Genomic DNA, 15,775 nt, shown 5'->3' with positions numbered 1-15,775 from the left:
CTGCCAATCGCAGGGGGTTTTCGTTTGCTTATTTATTGTCATCTGGTGCACGTTCAGGAGTCAGAAGGACATGAGTCACTTCTCCCTGCTCTTCCTCATCTACAATAAATGACCCATTGCTATAGCGGTCATTCGCTCTTAAAGTAGAAATATCTAGTGGAATTGTTGTGCCTTTTTCGGTATCTATCTCAAGTGTATCGTGCAGCGCTGCAGCGATCACAGCCACAATACGGTGCGGGTTTTTCTTTAACTCTCTCAGCATAAGAACTCCGCGTTTCGCTCTTGATGTTTTATCAAATTCAGAGAGGTTCATTCGCTTTACAGCCCCTCTTTGTGTCGTGAGCACAAGGACATCGTTCTTCGGATCAATGATCTGGCCAGAGACTACCTCGTCCCCTTCCTTCAAATTGATTCCTTTGACACCTGCCGCTCTCGGTCCAACAACACTTACTTCTTCTTCATCAAACCATAAACCGTAACCATTTTTCGTTGCAATAAACAATTCCTGCTGTCCTGTTGTGACATGAACATCTACGAGTTCATCGTCACCTTTTAGATTCAAGGCGACAAGCGGTTTCGAATAACGCTGCGCTTTATATTGAAGAAGCTCTGTTTTCTTCACCATTCCACCTTTCGTAAAGAATAAAAGATATGACGTTTCATCAAATTCTTTTATTGGAATGGCTTTTTGGATTGATTCCTCGCGATCAATTGAAATGATGTTTGTAATATGCTGCCCCATGTCTTTCCAGCGTATATCTGGCAGCTGGTGAACAGGACAATAAATGTAGCTTCCTTTATTCGTAAACAGCAGAAGAACATCCGTTGTATTCATTTCAAACTGATGAATCAAACGGTCAGTATCTTTCATGCCAAAGTCTTTACCGTTAGAGGCAGCATAAGAGCGCTGGCTTGTTCGTTTAATGTAACCATCTTTCGTGACTGTCACGTAAACATCCTCTGATGCGATCATCACTTCAAGGTTAATCTTAATTTCTTCGATTTTTTCCTCAATGACGGATCTTCTCTCATCAGCATATGTCTTTTTGAGCTTTTTCAGGCTGTTTGTAATGACCTTCAGTAGCTTTTTCTCGTTCGCTAAAATGTCTTCAAGCTCTGCGATGCGCACATCAAGCTCTCTTGCTTCGTCTCTTAATTGCGTAATATCTGTATTCGTTAAACGATATAACTGGAGTGAAACAATCGCTTCTGATTGTGCTTCTGTAAAATCATATTTCGCCATCAAGTTGTTCTTGGCATCTCGCTTATCATTAGAGGAGCGGATTGTGGCAATGACTTCATCTAAGATGGAAAGTGCCTTAATTAAACCGTCGACAATATGGTGGCGTTCCTTCGCTTTTCGAAGCTCGTACGCTGAGCGGTTCGTCACCACTTCTTTTTGATGGGCAATATATGCATCTAGTACAGTTGTGAGCGTCATTAAGGTAGGTCTTCGATTATGTATCGCTACCATATTAAAGTTATACGGGATTTGCAGATCTGAGTTTTTATATAAGAAATTCAGCACACCATTTGCATCTGCTTCTTTTTTCAGCTCTACTACGATTCGAAGCCCAGTACGGTCTGTTTCATCTCGGACCTCTGAAATACCTTCTACTTTTCTTTCAATTCGAAACTCGTCCATCTTTTTGACAAGGTTGGCTTTATTCACTTCGTAAGGAATTTCTGTGATCACGATTTGCTGGCGTCCGCCGCGGATGGTTTCAATCTCCGCTTTTCCGCGAATCATGATCTTCCCTTTTCCTGTTTCATACGCTTTCTTAATACCGTCTACACCTTGAATGATACCGCCCGTTGGGAAATCCGGCCCTTTGATGACTGTCATTAAATCCTCAACCGTACAATGCGGCTGTTCAATTCGCTTAATGACGCCATCAATGACCTCTCCAAGATGATGCGGCGGGATATCTGTCGCATAACCAGCTGAAATCCCTGTTGATCCATTCACGAGAAGATTTGGGAACATTGCTGGTAATACAACTGGCTCTTTGCTTGTATCATCAAAGTTTGCAACAAATTCGACCGTTTCCTTGTCTAGGTCCTTTAAAAGCTCCGAAGCAATGGCAGACAGTCTTGCTTCCGTATAACGCATGGCAGCAGGCGGATCTCCATCAATACTCCCGTTATTTCCGTGCATCTCAATCAGCACATTTCGTACTTTCCATTCCTGACTCATTCTTACCATCGCTTCATAAACAGATGAGTCCCCGTGCGGATGGTAGTTACCAATCACGTTACCGACTGTTTTAGCGGCTTTACGGAAGTTTTTATCCTGCGTATTTCCTTCTGCGTACATCGCATATAAAATTCTTCGTTGTACGGGTTTTAGACCATCACGTGCATCTGGAAGCGCACGGTCTTGGATAATATATTTACTATAGCGCCCAAACCGGTCGCCGATTACTTCTTCTAATGGTAAATCATGAAATCGTTCTTGTTGTGCCATGTTTAAACCTCCTCAGCTAGCGACAAGTTTTCATTTTCAAGAATGTTGCTTTCCTCATCAAGTCCAAAGGCGACATTCTTTTCAATCCATTTACGGCGTGGTTCTACTTTGTCACCCATTAAAGTTGTGACGCGGCGTTCCACACGTGCAGCATCATCAATTTTGACCCTGACAAGTGTTCTCGATTCTGGATTCATTGTCGTTTCCCATAGCTGGTCGGCATTCATTTCACCTAACCCTTTGTAGCGCTGAATCGTGTACCCTTTTCCAACTTTCTTCAGTACGTCATCCATTTCTTCATCAGACCATGCGTACTCAATAATCTCTTTTTTCCCTGAGCCTTTGCTGACTTTATATAAAGGCGGAAGTGCAATAAACACTTTGCCATGCTCAATCAGCGGCTTCATATAGCGGTAGAAGAATGTTAAGAGAAGCACTTGAATATGCGCTCCATCCGTATCCGCATCTGTCATGATGACGATTTTGTCATAATTGATGTCTTCCACATTAAAATCGACACCGACGCCTCCACCAATTGCATGAATAATGGTGTTGATTTCTTCGTTTTTGAAAATATCAGCAAGCTTTGCTTTTTCAGTATTGATGACCTTTCCGCGCAGCGGCAGAACCGCTTGGAATTTACGGTCACGTCCCTGTTTAGCTGACCCGCCCGCTGAGTCACCCTCTACTAGATATAGTTCGTTTCTTGCTGGGTTTCTAGATTGGGCAGGTGTTAATTTTCCGCTCAGCGTTGCTTCAGACTTTTTCCGTTTCTTGCCGCTCCTCGCTTCTTCACGGGCTTTTCTAGCAGCTTCTCTTGCCTGCTGCGCTTTAATCGCTTTTTTCACAAGAAGAGTGGCTGTTTCCCGGTTTTCTTCAAGGAAATACGCAAGTTTTTCAGAAATAACAGCATCAACAGCTGAACGAGCCTCACTTGTCCCAAGCTTTCCTTTTGTCTGCCCTTCAAATTGAAGCAGCTCTTCAGGAATTCTAACAGAAATAATAGCAGACAGTCCTTCGCGAATATCAGTGCCTTCTAAATTTTTGTCTTTTTCTTTTAAAAGGGCCACTTTGCGTGCATATTCGTTAAAGGCTCTCGTCATGGCCGTTTTGGCACCAGACTCATGTGTTCCGCCATCTTTTGTTCTGACGTTATTGACGAAGGAAAGGATATTCTCCGAGTAGCCATCGTTAAATTGAAAAGCAAAATCTACTTCAATGGACTGATGCTCTCCTTCAAATGAGACGACTTCACTTAGAACATCTTTTTCTTCATTTAGATAAGCAACAAAGGCTTCAATGCCTGTCTCATAATAAAACGTTTCTTGTACATCATGCCGTTCATCGATCAGCTCTATTTTTAATCCTTTTAATAAAAAGGCAGATTCTCTTAAACGCTCTGATAATGTATCGAAATTATAGGTCGTAACACTGAACATGGTTGGGTCCGGCTTAAAATGAATTAGTGTTCCCGTTTTTTTCGATTTTCCGACTTTTTCAAGTGATGTGACAGGTTTACCGCCGTTTTCAAAGCGCTGATGATAAATAAATCCGTCCCGTTCAATCGTGACAGTAAGCCATTCTGACAGCGCGTTCACAACCGATGCCCCAACTCCGTGAAGTCCACCACTTGTTTTATATCCACCTTGACCAAATTTTCCGCCTGCGTGCAGGACCGTTAAAATGATCTCAGGTGTCGGTTTTCCAAGCTTATGCATACCAGTAGGCATTCCTCGCCCTTTATCTTGGACGGAAATGCTGTTATCTTTATGTATTTTGACAATGATATGATCTCCATGGCCAGCGAGCACTTCATCGACAGAGTTGTCTACAATCTCATAGACAAGGTGATGAAGACCGCGGGAATCCGTAGATCCAATATACATCCCTGGACGTTTACGGACCGCTTCAAGCCCCTCTAGCACCTGAATAGAATCATCGTTATAATCTACTTGCTGCTTTTTAACCAAATGCTTAATCCCCTTTCACTAACAAACATAACCGGCTAATCATCAAATGATCTCTCTAGATTTTAATGATGATCATGCTGCTCATTACTGTCCACTTTAATAAGCTGCATCATCACCATGCATGTGGGATTGACCAATACATGCTCTTTTGCACAGCTATGAGAATCATTCTACATTCTGCAATCAGAACTAGAAGTCCATTATAAACAAGACTGTTTCATAAGCCAAATGCAATCATATGATGGTTTTAGCAAAACAGAACAAATGTTCTATATTTATCTTATCGCTCTTTTTCTCGATATGCAAGGCCGCCGATATGTCCCTGTCGCCTTATTTTATCGCTTTCTTCTAGAATCGCAAATATATTTCTGCAACAAAAAAGCAAAAATCCTTGAAAAACCAAGGATTTTTGACGAATTAATGAGTTTTTGTCAACGCATGAGCCACCTTGATACATAAATCCATGATGGCGACCTTGCCATTTTCCTCAATCAGCCTTTTCGCTTCATCGTGATATATGCCTTGCTGCGCCCAAAAAACAGGTGCGTCTATTTGGAGAAACTCTTCTGCCACCTCTGGCAAAAACTCTGAACGTCTAAAGACATTGACGATATCAACAGGCTCTTTTATGTCTTTTAAAGAAGCGACTGCTTTCACACCGAGTGCTTCATCGATCGTTGGATTCACTGGGATAATCTCATACCCGGCATCCTGCATCGCTTTAGACACCATATAAGACGTCCGGTGCGGCTGATCTGATAATCCAACAACAGCAATTCGTTTACTGCTCTTTAATATACGGCCGATTTCTTCTTTCGTAGGATTGTTCATCAAGACACTCCTTTTCCTCTATTTTAGCGAATTTCTGCTTAAAAACAAAGCTGAATCCATCTGCTTTGGATTTTTTCAAAAAAAGTTCCCCATGTTTTTCACAAGATCATGTTAAAATGTAAGACAAGAGGGAGAATATAAAGGAGTTATGCAGATGTTAATTGCTTTGATGTTTATTTTGGCTTATCTTCTCGGCAGTATTCCATCCGGTCTCATTGTCGGGAAAGCTGCAAAGGGTATCGATATCCGTGAACATGGCAGCGGAAACCTGGGTGCGACGAATGCATTTCGTACACTTGGCGTAAAAGCAGGGTCTATTGTGATTACTGCTGATATCCTAAAAGGGACGCTTGCTTCAGCTTTACCGTTTTTCATGCAGCTGGACATCCATCCCTTATTAGCAGGAGTTGCTGCTGTTATCGGTCACAGCTTTCCTGTCTTTGCAAAATTTAAAGGGGGAAAGGCAGTCGCTACATCAGGCGGTGTGCTGCTATTTTACGCCCCATTCCTATTTATCACGATGATCGCTGCTTTTTTCTTATTTTTATACATTAGTAAATATGTTTCACTATCATCTATGCTGACTGGGATCTATACATTCATTTACAGCATATTCACCAAAGACCTATTCTTAATCATTGTTGTTGCCGTTCTTGCTGGCTTTGTGATTTACAGACACATCGCCAACCTCAAACGAATTCTCAACAAAACTGAACCGAAAATCAAATGGCTCTAGCCGTTTCATCCATTTAAATATGTGGTAAAAGTAAAGAAAAGCTGTTTTTGCATCCTGCATTTTAAAAACAGCATGACTTCAAAAAGGGGCGATCACATTGAAATTAACAATAAAAGAAGATGCACTCAATTGGTACAAGGATGAATTAGATTTAGAAAAAGGTGATCAAGTTCGCTTTTTTGTGAGATATGGCGGGTGCAGTAATGTACAAAAAGGCTTTTCTCTCGGCGTCGCAAAAGATGAACCTCAAAATGCCGGCGCAACTGCTGAAATAGAAGGTATTACTTTCTTTATTGAGGAAAGTGATATTTGGTACTTTGACAACCATGATCTGCATATTGATTATAACGAGTCCGTGAAAGAACCAGAATTTCATTATGAATAAACAAAAAAGATACCTCATCCCTCGGGTATCTTTTTTGTTTTAAATCTCAATATACAGCCCATACTCTTGAATGTTTCCTAAAGACCGTTCCTTTTGCAGAATTCTTTTTTGCGGCTCACCGATCAAGTCAAAATGAGGAAACCCTTCGCGGTCATGAATCCATTCTTTTTTTAGTCCATGTCTTTCTCCCCACTCAACTAAACGCTTCATATCCTGACAGGCTGCTTTTGTGACGGTATTGGCATTTGGAAAACGGTCATCGAGCCAGTAGTGTGTTAAAAAAGCAACTTTTCCTTCATGGACAGCTGTTTTCCAAGCGTTTAAATCGCTTCGTTTAATACCAAAAGCCATAAATTAAACCTGCTTCTTCGACTGTTCATATACTTTATGCCAAGCAGGAAAGGCTTTTCTAAATTGAATAGGTCTAAAGGTGTCTTTATCTACACAAATATGTGAGGTTGTCCCTGTAATCGCTGTTTGTCCATCAGGTTTTTGAATTTCATAGCCATACACCGTTTTGACACCATTATATTCTTCAATCCATGTATGAACGGTTGCTGTTTCACCATACAGCAATGGTTTTTTATATTGAACCTGCAAGTCTATAACAGGTGCAAGAGCACCGTCTGCTTCTAGCTGCGCATAGGAAAACCCTAATTCTTTAATCAATGCTGTTCTGCCGACTTCCATCCAGATTAAATAATTGGCATGATATACGATGCCCATTTGATCTGTTTCTGCATAACGGACTTCTATTTCTTTTTTGGATACATACACGTTTTCATCGCTCTCCTATCAAAACCTAAGGTCTGTCTCTGCCATTTTACCACATTCCAAATGGTTCTTCTAAAAAGAGGCAATAAAATAAACCAGGAATCCCTGGTTTATTCAGTATAGCCATTCTTTCTTGCTGCTTCTTCGTCCTTTATCTCAGAACGCATCGCGTCAATACTCATTTTGCGGTTTTCGTTTTTTTGTTTGATCATTTGCTTTTCTGTCTCAGTCGAAACGGACATCGCTGCTTCAGATTCATCGATATTGTCAAGTGTGTTCTCGATCATATCTTGCAGCTTTTCAACATTATCAGATCGATCATCTGGATTGGATTGATATGACTCGTTATTCATGATGATTCCCCTCCTTATTCGCCCTTTGTCTGTATCACATCTGGCTGTTCATTTGATTTATTATGCATCTTTTTACCTTTATTCCGTTTGTATGCTACAGGTTTTGTCCCTAAATGGTCTGGTGTAAACTGCGCTTGTTTATCATGCTCTCTACCCATTATTCATCCCTCCCTCTCCTTTAGGATGAACGAAAACGGATAATTCATGACTTATTTTTGTCTAAATCGTTCTTCCAACTTTTCTTCGAGCTGGTTTAAAAATTCCTCATTGCTTAATAATTCTTTTTTATTTTCAAGCACAAGCTCTTCAAATGTGCGTCGTTTTCTTCTTCTCATTCCACTCACCTCCATATATGTATGATTACATTTTCGCCAAAACATTTGGAAAATAAGCAAAAAGAGCTGAATCATTATAGATCCAGCTCTTTTTCAATTTCTTTTTTTGTCAGCATTTGATGCTTCACAGACATGATGCGTCCTTTTTCATCTAATATGTAGGTCGTTGGGTATGAAAGCACCTGATATCTTGCTTGAATGCCTTTTTGATCCAATAAAACAGGAAAGCTCAGCTTTAATTCTTTTGTGAATGCTGCCACATGATCTACACTCTTTTCAGTGGTTGTCAAATTCACCGCTAGTACTTCAACTTGGTCATTTTCGCTCCTAATTGCGTCTAGATCCGGCATTTCTGTCCTGCATGGCTTACACCATGTCGCCCAGAAATTGACGAGCACCTTTTTCCCTCGGTAATCAGATAACGAGGCGGTTTTGCCATCAAGGGTTTTTAGTTCGAAATCAGGGGCTTGATCCCCTTTTTCAAGACCGATTGCGGGCTCTTTTGGCCCAAATAAATTCCATGCAAGTAAACCAATCAACACAAGTAAAACAGCGCTTGCCATTCCTTTTTTCCACATGATTGATCCTCCACTATTTTAAAAAAGAAGAGAAAGCTGTTGAATCGCCTTCTCTTCTTTGCTGTATTAGTTGCTTGCCAATTTTTCGCGAAGTACCATTTGAAGGATACCGCCATGACGATAGTAGTCAATTTCAACTTCACTGTCAAAGCGAACGACCACTTCAAATGTTTTCTCGTTGCCATCTGTGTCAATTGCTTTCACAGTGACGAGATCACGCGGACGAACTGTTTCGTCAACATGAACTTCAAATGTTTCTGTTCCTGTTAGACCATGAGTTTCTGCACTTTCTCCGTCTTTAAACTGCAAAGGAAGTACGCCCATGAAAACAAGGTTACTTCTGTGGATACGCTCAAAGCTTTCAGCTAGAACAAATTTAATTCCAAGAAGGTTTGTTCCTTTTGCAGCCCAGTCACGTGAAGAACCCATTCCGTAGTCTTTACCTGCTAAGATCGCTAGACCTGTTCCATCTTCTTTATAGCGCATGCATGCATCATAAATGGATGTCACTTCACCAGTTGGCCAGTAAGTTGTATAGCCGCCTTCTGTTCCTGGTGCAATTTGGTTCTTAATACGGATGTTTGCAAAAGTACCTCTCATCATGACATGGTGGTTACCACGGCGAGATCCATATGAGTTAAAGTCTCTAGGCGACACGCCTCTTTCTTGCAAGTATTTGCCCGCAGGTGTGTCCTTACCAATCGCTCCAGCAGGAGAAATATGGTCAGTTGTGACAGAGTCACCGAACTTCGCAACTACGCGCAAGCCTTTAAGCGGTTCAACTTTACCAGGTTCAACTGATAGGTTTTCAAAGAATGGCGGGTTATCAATGTATGTGGAATTTTCATCCCATTTGTACAATGCATCATCCGTCGTTTTAATTTCATTCCAGCGGTCATTGTTGTCAAAAACAGTTTCATACTCTGAACGGAATAGCTCAGGTGTGACAGTGCTTTTAACGACGCTGTTGATTTCGTCCATTGATGGCCAAATGTCATTGAAATAAACGTTTTCGCCATTTTTATCGACACCGATAGGATCTTTTGTTAAATCAATATTCACCGTACCTGCAAGTGCATAAGCCACAACTAATGGTGGAGATGCAAGGTAGTTCCCTTTCACAAGCGGATGGATACGACCTTCAAAGTTACGGTTACCTGATAAAACAGAAGTGATCAGCAGATCATTTTCAGAGACAGCATCTTCAATTTCTTTCTCAAGCGGTCCTGAGTTTCCGATACAAGTTGTACAGCCATACCCTACAATGTTAAATCCGAGGTCTCTTAAATATGGAAGAAGTCCTGAATTCACAAGGTATCCTGTTACAACTTTAGAACCCGGCGCTAGTGACGTTTTCACGTAGTTTGGCACTTTCATACCGAGCTCACTTGCTTTCTTCGCAACAAGACCTGCTCCGATTAACACGTATGGGTTCGATGTATTCGTACAGCTCGTAATCGCTGCAATCGCAATCGCACCTGTCTTCATCACAGCTTTTTCACCGTTTGCAAGATCAAATTCGATTTGTTTATCAAGCTCTGATTTATCTAAGCCAAACCCTTGGTTACCAGCTGGGCTTTCGATGTGTTTATGGAACGTCTCTTTCATTTGAGAAAGTGGAATCAAATCTTGTGGACGTTTAGGACCAGATAAGTTTGACTCAATTTTAGAAAGATCAATTTCCACAACATCAGTAAAAATTGGTTCTTCTGCATCTGGCGTATAGAATAAGCCATTTGCACGAGAATATTCTTCAACGATATTAATTTGCTCTTCATCACGTCCAGTAAGGCGAAGGTAAGCAAGCGCTTCTTCATCTACTGGGAAGAATCCACAAGTAGCACCGTATTCTGGCGCCATGTTCGCAATTGTTGCACGATCTGCTAATGGCAATTGAGCAACACCCGGTCCGAAGAACTCAACGAACTTGTTTACTACGCCTTTTTCACGAAGGACTTGTGTGACTTTTAATGCAAGGTCAGTTGCAGTCGTTCCGTTTGGAAGCTCTCCAACTAATTTAGCACCAATCACTTCTGGTACAGGGAAGTATGAAGGCTGACCAAGCATACCAGCTTCCGCTTCGATACCGCCAACGCCCCATCCAAGTACACCGATACCGTTAATCATCGTTGTATGAGAGTCAGTTCCAACTAATGTATCTGGGTAAGTGATGATCTCGCCATCTTCTTCAATCGCATGAACAACACTTGCAAGATACTCTAAGTTCACTTGGTGAACAATTCCTGTTGCAGGCGGAACAGCTTGGTAGTTGTTAAACGCTTTCTTTGCCCAGCTAAGGAAGTTATAACGCTCTGCGTTACGTTCGAATTCTAAATCCATGTTAATGTTTAATGCATCTTCAGTTCCAGCTTTATCAACTTGTACTGAGTGGTCAATAACAAGGTCAACTGGAATTTCAGGGTTAATTTTATCCGGATCCCCGCCTACATCTGCCATTGCTTTTCTTAAAGAAGCAAGGTCAACGACGGCTGGTACACCCGTGAAGTCTTGTAAAATAACACGAGAAGGTTTAAATGGAACATCAATTTCTTTTACCTCGGCAGTTCCCCATTTTGCCAAGTTTTCAACGTGTTCCTTCTTGATCACTCTACCGTCTACTTGGCGAAGCACTGATTCTAAAAGCACCTTAATGGAATAAGGCAGCTTAGAAACATTTCCGATTCCTTGTTTCTCTAGTGCTTCTAACGAATAATAGTGATACGTTTTCCCATTTGTCGAAAACGTTTTTCTAGATTGAAAAGCGTCTTGTTTAGCGACTTGCTGCTGTTTCGACATGTCCAAAATCCCCCTTTTGATGATCAAGATCAATTTCAATTCTCAGAAAAATCGTCGTATTTCACCACAATTTTCTCACAATTTCATCTTAAAACAAATTCATACATAAGTAAATAACAATGCTTTTATTAAATTCAATAAGTTTAACTTATCATTAGGAAATGTTTACTCTTCATAAACGAAGCGCAGCGGGTTCATACTACAAATGAGGTGAAAGAACATGACAAAACGCAAAGCAAATCATGTCATTGACGGCATGAACTCAGCCAAAAGCCAAGGTAATGGCGCAGGCTATACGGAAGATGATCAACTCGTTTTAACAGAAGAACAAAGACAAAACAATAAAAAACGCAAAAAAAATCAATAAGAAGGAGCCTAACATCATGACGAATAAAAACACAGGGAAAGACATCCGTCAAAACTCTCCTAAGGAGCATCAAGGCGGTCAGCCTGAGCCGTTATCAGGCAGTAAAAAAGTGAAAAACCGCAACCATACAAGACAAAAGCACAATTCTCATCATGATATGTAATCATTCCCCTCTCATCCCGTGACCACACGGGATGTTTTAGGTCTTTCACACATTTCTATTTTCATCATATGATTTATTATGAGATGTGATGGAGGAGTGTTTATGGAGAATGAAAAGCAATCGAATTCCTCTGATTTCCTTGAAATAGATGATTGGCTCAATGTTTTAATGGATGATCCATTTGCCTGGTATGATGAACACCTCCCAATTGATCTTTATGAAACAAGCCGTGATTATATTATTGAAATCGATGTCTCCACCTTATCGATCACTGATGTAAAGCTGACCTTCGCTGGACATGAGCTGACGTTGACTTACACAGTACAAAAGCCAAAAGGTGAAGGCGAACAGGCAATTGAAAAAAGCGTGATGCTTCCTTTTTATTTAAACGACAAAGACATTGCAACAGATTATGAAAACCAAATCATATCGATAAAAATTAAAAAATGTTCCGACCATCCAAGCGGTGCATTTTCCTTTCAAATCCCGCACTTCAAACATTAAGAGCCCACCTTCATATAGGTGGGCTCTCTTCCCGTTCGTTTCAAGTCCATACCTTTTGCGAACCACCATGGCCAAATAGTAGAGTCGCTATATGATAATGTATTCTATTTCTACTAATCGGTTTGGGTCATTCTAGTAAATGGGCGGCTATTAATGAAAAAGGGCGTTTATAGAGATAATAGACATACATTTTTGTTATTTTCTTCTATCCTCTCTTCATGTAATATAAAATAGAGAGATAAGGGGTATAAGGAGTGAGAACATGTTAAGCGGCTGGTTTTTGTGGTTCATTTTATTTTGGGGTACAGTGATGATCGGATTACTCGCAATCGGTGGCTTTTTTATGTTTCGCAAATTTTTTAAACGATTGCCAAAGGAAGATGGGAAATCAGAGCTTGATTGGCAGGATGAATATATTCAAAAGAGCCTTCACCTTTGGCGGGATGAGGACAAACAGCTGTTAAATGAACTCGTATTACCTGTTCCAGAGCTGTTTAGAGATGTTGCCAAAGAAAAAATTGCGGGTAAAATTGGTGAGCTGGCATTAAAAGAACAGGCTGCCAGCATTAATCTAGACTTAATCATTCGCGGCTACATTATGGCTACACCAAAGCGTGATCATAAATTTTTATTGAAGCGCCTTCAAGAAAAAAACATTGATCACTCGCCATATGAATCGTTATTAAAATAACCTCCTTTAAAAAGGAGGTTTAATTCATTTGAATCTGCTGCGGATCTAATTGTTTAGACAGCTTTCTAAACGACAAATACATAGCAACCCGCCAAGGCACGATCATGCCAAAGGCAAGAATCCAAAACATCCCGCTTAATGAGCCATAATCAATAGAAGAACTTAGGATGGTCTTCATCCCGATACGAAGAACAAGAAGTCCAATGAGAATAAACACAAATGCTTTTGACCGCTTTAAGTAAATGTCATTGCCTCTAATTTCAAACTTCGATGTTTTAATTAAAAATATAGAGAAAAACATCCCCACTGTGATCGCTTCTAGAAATTCAGCTCCAGTTACCCGAAACATTGGAACAAAAAACATCAGTGCGCCAGTGCTCATGAAAATAGGAGGTAAAATAATTTTTTTTGCCGTTGCAGGTTTTGCAGATGACTTAATGCGAATAAACATGACGGCCACCGCCATACATACCGCAATTATAGAAGAGATCAAGATCATCATATCAAATCATTCCTTTATTCTTTAAGGTCAGCCTATGTATAATATACTCCAATTGACGAAAAAAAACCATTCGCCGCGACTGTAGAAAACGATTTCAAAAGCCTGTAAAACCGCCAAACAATGATGAAAACATAATGATAATCCATGTCAGAAGATCAAAGAACAGCAAAATCCCTACCACAATCATGATAAACCCGCCCACTCGCATGATGAGCTGCTGGCGCTTTCTGATCCACCCCATTTTCGTAATGAAAAAGGAGAGAATAAAAAACGGGACGGCAAATCCAAATATATACGCAATCATATACATGACAGCCGACTCAGGATTGTTACTCGCCAGTGTGATGACAGCGGATAAAATAGGTCCAGTACAAGGTGTCCATCCAGCGGCAAAGCCCATTCCGATGAGAATGGATCCAAAAAAACCAGCAGGACGATTTTTGAACTGTATTCTCTTTTCGCCCATGAGGAAAGAGGGCTTGAATACGCCAAGAGTCATAAAACCAAAGAAAATAATAAGGATGGCTCCAATTTGACGAATCGCTTGATGATAATCATTAAAAAACTTCCCGACAAACGATGTCCCAAAGCCAATCGCAATAAATATAATAGAGAACCCAACTAAAAAGAATAATGTATGAAGCAGACTTCTTCTTCTCAGCATCACCTTCTCGGATTTCACTTCATCTATACTAACGCCCGTAATATACGATAAAAACGCTGGATAAAGCGGAAGACAGCACGGTGAAATAAAAGAAAGAAATCCTGCTCCAAATGCTAAAAAGTAATTCAAATCTGTCAAAAGAACACCCCCTTCTTACAAATATACAATAAGAGATGACAAAATCATTTCATTTTTTTTACATCACCTCAATAAAGATGGTCTATTCTCTTAAAACCTTATATAATTTAATTTGACATCAAGATAATGAATCCTTTAAATTTGAAAATAAACCTTAAAATGGATATAATAGAATCGATTCTTTTTATCAAGATTTGCATGAAAGGAACATGACTTTGGTAAAAACATCATTATTAACTCAAATCGAAGAAAAAAGAGAAGAGCTGATGAAAGTTGTCTTGCATAATGGGATGACATCAACAGTGACCATCGAGCATAGCCAGCAGCTAGATCATCTCCTCTTACAATATCAACGACACTTACACTCAAACTCAGCCAACTAATTATACTTCATGATATCAAACATGCCGCACCATTGTAGAACAGTTGATATGTGTGACCATAAAAGAAACGAAAACCTCTGATATAGGGGTTTTTTGTTTTTCATGCTGTTTGACGCCATAATAAAAACCACCTTCCCTGCTTCATTCATGCAAGTACAGTGGTTTTAAGCGTCTGATGAAGGTGAATTGAATAAAGAAAGGACAACGCTTGTCCATTCTTTATAACCATGTTCCATCTATGATCATAATATCGTACGTATTATTTCGCTTGGTTGTTCATGGCTTTCATCATTTGATTGATTTTCTTCTGGGACGGTTTCATGCCCATTTGCATCATCATCATTCGAAGCATTTGTTCATTAATCGGTGGATTCTTTTTCAAATAGCTCATCATATACTTACGAGCAATAAAGAATCCGAGTGCAACTCCTGCAAGCAGTGCAACAACGCCTACAAGGATGACAACCCATAAATCCATAATTCTTCCTCCTTCATGTTGTCTCGTATAAAGTGTACTAAACAAAAGGCTATTATACAACATTTCACGTTCAATTTTATTTTTTTAAACAAAATTCCTCACTTTTACTGGATTAAGCCACCCGTGCTTCTTTGAACTAAAGTCCATCGCAAGAAAACAAGGGCTGATTTTTCTCAGCACTTCAAAAAACACCGCTTCTGCCTCATAACTGCCAGTCGCAGACATTTGGATATACCGGTCTTTAATAATAAATGCTGCGGTTCCTTTTCCATCTGGTAAAGAAGCGCTGTAAATCGAGCCTATTTGTGTATAGTGAATGTTCGTTAAGTTATTCATGAGACGCTGGTGCATATGAAAAGCAGGGATTCGCTTCGTCACATAATCCACTTGCTTCACAAGCATAACTAACTCATCGTCGGTGCGATTCGTCCAGTGTAATGACTCAAACAAATGAAACAAAATCGATTCTCTGCCAAAATAGTGATGTGCAAATTCATCCTCAATCCAATAAATATAATAATGGCGTTCCATGTCTATCCCTTCCTTTCACATTTCGTCAATCTCGTTTATTGCTTGTATTATACAAAAATGTGAAAGAAAGAATTGTCTATATATGAAGCAAGAAGAAACTAGTTTTGTCAAAAAAACAAGAAAAAAGAA

The 15,775-nt window shown here is 40.1% G+C and carries 21 protein-coding genes; 7 read left to right on the top strand and 14 right to left on the bottom strand.

What is annotated here, in order from left to right; all coding sequences use genetic code 11:
* Positions 1–28: 28 nt before the first annotated feature.
* The 3 genes from parC to ACN6NB_RS08725 all read right to left on the bottom strand — a co-directional run bounded on the left by parC (position 29) and on the right by ACN6NB_RS08725 (position 5,268).
* Positions 29–2,467, bottom strand: coding sequence for a DNA topoisomerase IV subunit A (gene parC / locus ACN6NB_RS08735; RefSeq protein ID WP_059375377.1), 2,439 nt, complete (start codon positions 2,465–2,467; stop codon positions 29–31).
* A gap of 2 nt (positions 2,468–2,469) precedes the next feature.
* Entirely contained in the window at positions 2,470–4,437 is a 1,968-nt protein-coding gene (gene parE / locus ACN6NB_RS08730; RefSeq protein WP_039178939.1) for a DNA topoisomerase IV subunit B, read from the bottom strand.
* A 417-nt stretch (positions 4,438–4,854) separates the two neighbouring features.
* A complete protein-coding gene (locus ACN6NB_RS08725) occupies positions 4,855–5,268 on the bottom strand; it encodes a CoA-binding protein (protein WP_039178937.1) in 414 nt (137 codons plus the stop codon).
* 154 nt (positions 5,269–5,422) lie between these two features.
* Here ACN6NB_RS08725 and plsY point away from each other — a divergent pair, with 154 nt between their 5' ends.
* Together plsY and ACN6NB_RS08715 are read left to right on the top strand one after the other, a co-directional pair.
* A complete protein-coding gene (plsY, locus tag ACN6NB_RS08720; protein ID WP_024425146.1) occupies positions 5,423–6,004 on the top strand; it encodes a glycerol-3-phosphate 1-O-acyltransferase PlsY in 582 nt (193 codons plus the stop codon).
* 97 nt (positions 6,005–6,101) lie between these two features.
* Entirely contained in the window at positions 6,102–6,389 is a 288-nt protein-coding gene (locus ACN6NB_RS08715) for a HesB/YadR/YfhF family protein (RefSeq protein ID WP_024425145.1), read from the top strand.
* 39 nt (positions 6,390–6,428) lie between these two features.
* Here ACN6NB_RS08715 and ACN6NB_RS08710 read toward each other — a convergent pair whose 3' ends face one another.
* From ACN6NB_RS08710 to acnA, 7 genes are all read right to left on the bottom strand, one after another.
* Positions 6,429–6,740, bottom strand: coding sequence for a hypothetical protein (locus ACN6NB_RS08710; RefSeq protein WP_144490481.1), 312 nt, complete (start codon positions 6,738–6,740; stop codon positions 6,429–6,431).
* A gap of 3 nt (positions 6,741–6,743) precedes the next feature.
* Positions 6,744–7,166: an acyl-CoA thioesterase gene (locus ACN6NB_RS08705; RefSeq protein ID WP_024425143.1), complete on the bottom strand. Its 423-nt coding sequence runs from the start codon at positions 7,164–7,166 to the stop codon at positions 6,744–6,746.
* A 107-nt stretch (positions 7,167–7,273) separates the two neighbouring features.
* Complete coding sequence (gene tlp, locus ACN6NB_RS08700) at positions 7,274–7,516, bottom strand: small acid-soluble spore protein Tlp (protein ID WP_024427090.1); 243 nt, start codon at positions 7,514–7,516, stop codon at positions 7,274–7,276.
* Between the two features lie 14 nt (positions 7,517–7,530).
* The gene (locus tag ACN6NB_RS08695) at positions 7,531–7,674 is read right to left on the bottom strand and encodes an acid-soluble spore protein N (RefSeq protein WP_008357830.1); all 144 of its coding nucleotides are present in this window, start codon (positions 7,672–7,674) and stop codon (positions 7,531–7,533) included.
* Between the two features lie 51 nt (positions 7,675–7,725).
* Positions 7,726–7,851, bottom strand: a complete 126-nt coding sequence (locus ACN6NB_RS08690) for an FbpB family small basic protein (protein ID WP_003211002.1) — start codon at positions 7,849–7,851, stop codon at positions 7,726–7,728.
* Positions 7,852–7,925: 74 nt separating this feature from the next.
* The gene (locus tag ACN6NB_RS08685) at positions 7,926–8,429 is read right to left on the bottom strand and encodes a TlpA family protein disulfide reductase (protein WP_047203113.1); all 504 of its coding nucleotides are present in this window, start codon (positions 8,427–8,429) and stop codon (positions 7,926–7,928) included.
* 66 nt (positions 8,430–8,495) lie between these two features.
* Positions 8,496–11,225 (bottom strand): aconitate hydratase AcnA, encoded by a 2,730-nt coding sequence (gene acnA, locus ACN6NB_RS08680; RefSeq protein ID WP_039178925.1) that lies wholly within the window; start codon positions 11,223–11,225, stop codon positions 8,496–8,498.
* Positions 11,226–11,445: 220 nt separating this feature from the next.
* Here acnA and sspO point away from each other — a divergent pair, with 220 nt between their 5' ends.
* The 4 genes from sspO to ACN6NB_RS08660 all read left to right on the top strand — a co-directional run bounded on the left by sspO (position 11,446) and on the right by ACN6NB_RS08660 (position 12,950).
* Entirely contained in the window at positions 11,446–11,592 is a 147-nt protein-coding gene (sspO, locus tag ACN6NB_RS08675; protein WP_106025114.1) for a small acid-soluble spore protein O, read from the top strand.
* 16 nt (positions 11,593–11,608) lie between these two features.
* The gene (locus ACN6NB_RS08670) at positions 11,609–11,755 is read left to right on the top strand and encodes a small acid-soluble spore protein P (protein ID WP_003211331.1); all 147 of its coding nucleotides are present in this window, start codon (positions 11,609–11,611) and stop codon (positions 11,753–11,755) included.
* A 102-nt stretch (positions 11,756–11,857) separates the two neighbouring features.
* Entirely contained in the window at positions 11,858–12,259 is a 402-nt protein-coding gene (locus ACN6NB_RS08665; RefSeq protein ID WP_144491263.1) for an Hsp20/alpha crystallin family protein, read from the top strand.
* Between the two features lie 262 nt (positions 12,260–12,521).
* The gene (locus ACN6NB_RS08660; RefSeq protein ID WP_474253311.1) at positions 12,522–12,950 is read left to right on the top strand and encodes a DUF2621 family protein; all 429 of its coding nucleotides are present in this window, start codon (positions 12,522–12,524) and stop codon (positions 12,948–12,950) included.
* A 19-nt stretch (positions 12,951–12,969) separates the two neighbouring features.
* Here the strand turns inward: ACN6NB_RS08660 and ACN6NB_RS08655 are convergent, their stop codons facing one another.
* Positions 12,970–13,452: a CcdC family protein gene (locus ACN6NB_RS08655; RefSeq protein WP_024425136.1), complete on the bottom strand. Its 483-nt coding sequence runs from the start codon at positions 13,450–13,452 to the stop codon at positions 12,970–12,972.
* 94 nt (positions 13,453–13,546) lie between these two features.
* The gene (locus ACN6NB_RS08650; RefSeq protein WP_059375393.1) at positions 13,547–14,254 is read right to left on the bottom strand and encodes a cytochrome c biogenesis protein CcdA; all 708 of its coding nucleotides are present in this window, start codon (positions 14,252–14,254) and stop codon (positions 13,547–13,549) included.
* A gap of 209 nt (positions 14,255–14,463) precedes the next feature.
* Here ACN6NB_RS08650 and ACN6NB_RS08645 point away from each other — a divergent pair, with 209 nt between their 5' ends.
* Positions 14,464–14,637, top strand: coding sequence for an aspartyl-phosphate phosphatase Spo0E family protein (locus ACN6NB_RS08645; protein ID WP_369810454.1), 174 nt, complete (start codon positions 14,464–14,466; stop codon positions 14,635–14,637).
* Positions 14,638–14,896: 259 nt separating this feature from the next.
* Here ACN6NB_RS08645 and ACN6NB_RS08640 read toward each other — a convergent pair whose 3' ends face one another.
* Together ACN6NB_RS08640 and sirA are read right to left on the bottom strand one after the other, a co-directional pair.
* Entirely contained in the window at positions 14,897–15,115 is a 219-nt protein-coding gene (locus ACN6NB_RS08640; protein WP_003212379.1) for a YneF family protein, read from the bottom strand.
* Positions 15,116–15,199: 84 nt separating this feature from the next.
* A complete protein-coding gene (gene sirA / locus ACN6NB_RS08635) occupies positions 15,200–15,646 on the bottom strand; it encodes a sporulation inhibitor of replication protein SirA (protein WP_024425134.1) in 447 nt (148 codons plus the stop codon).
* Between the last annotated feature and the right edge of the window lie 129 nt (positions 15,647–15,775).

Source organism: Bacillus sp. 11B20, assembly GCF_056098985.1.
Note: the sequence above shows the minus strand (reverse complement) of the source record. Positions and strands in the feature narration are given on the sequence as shown.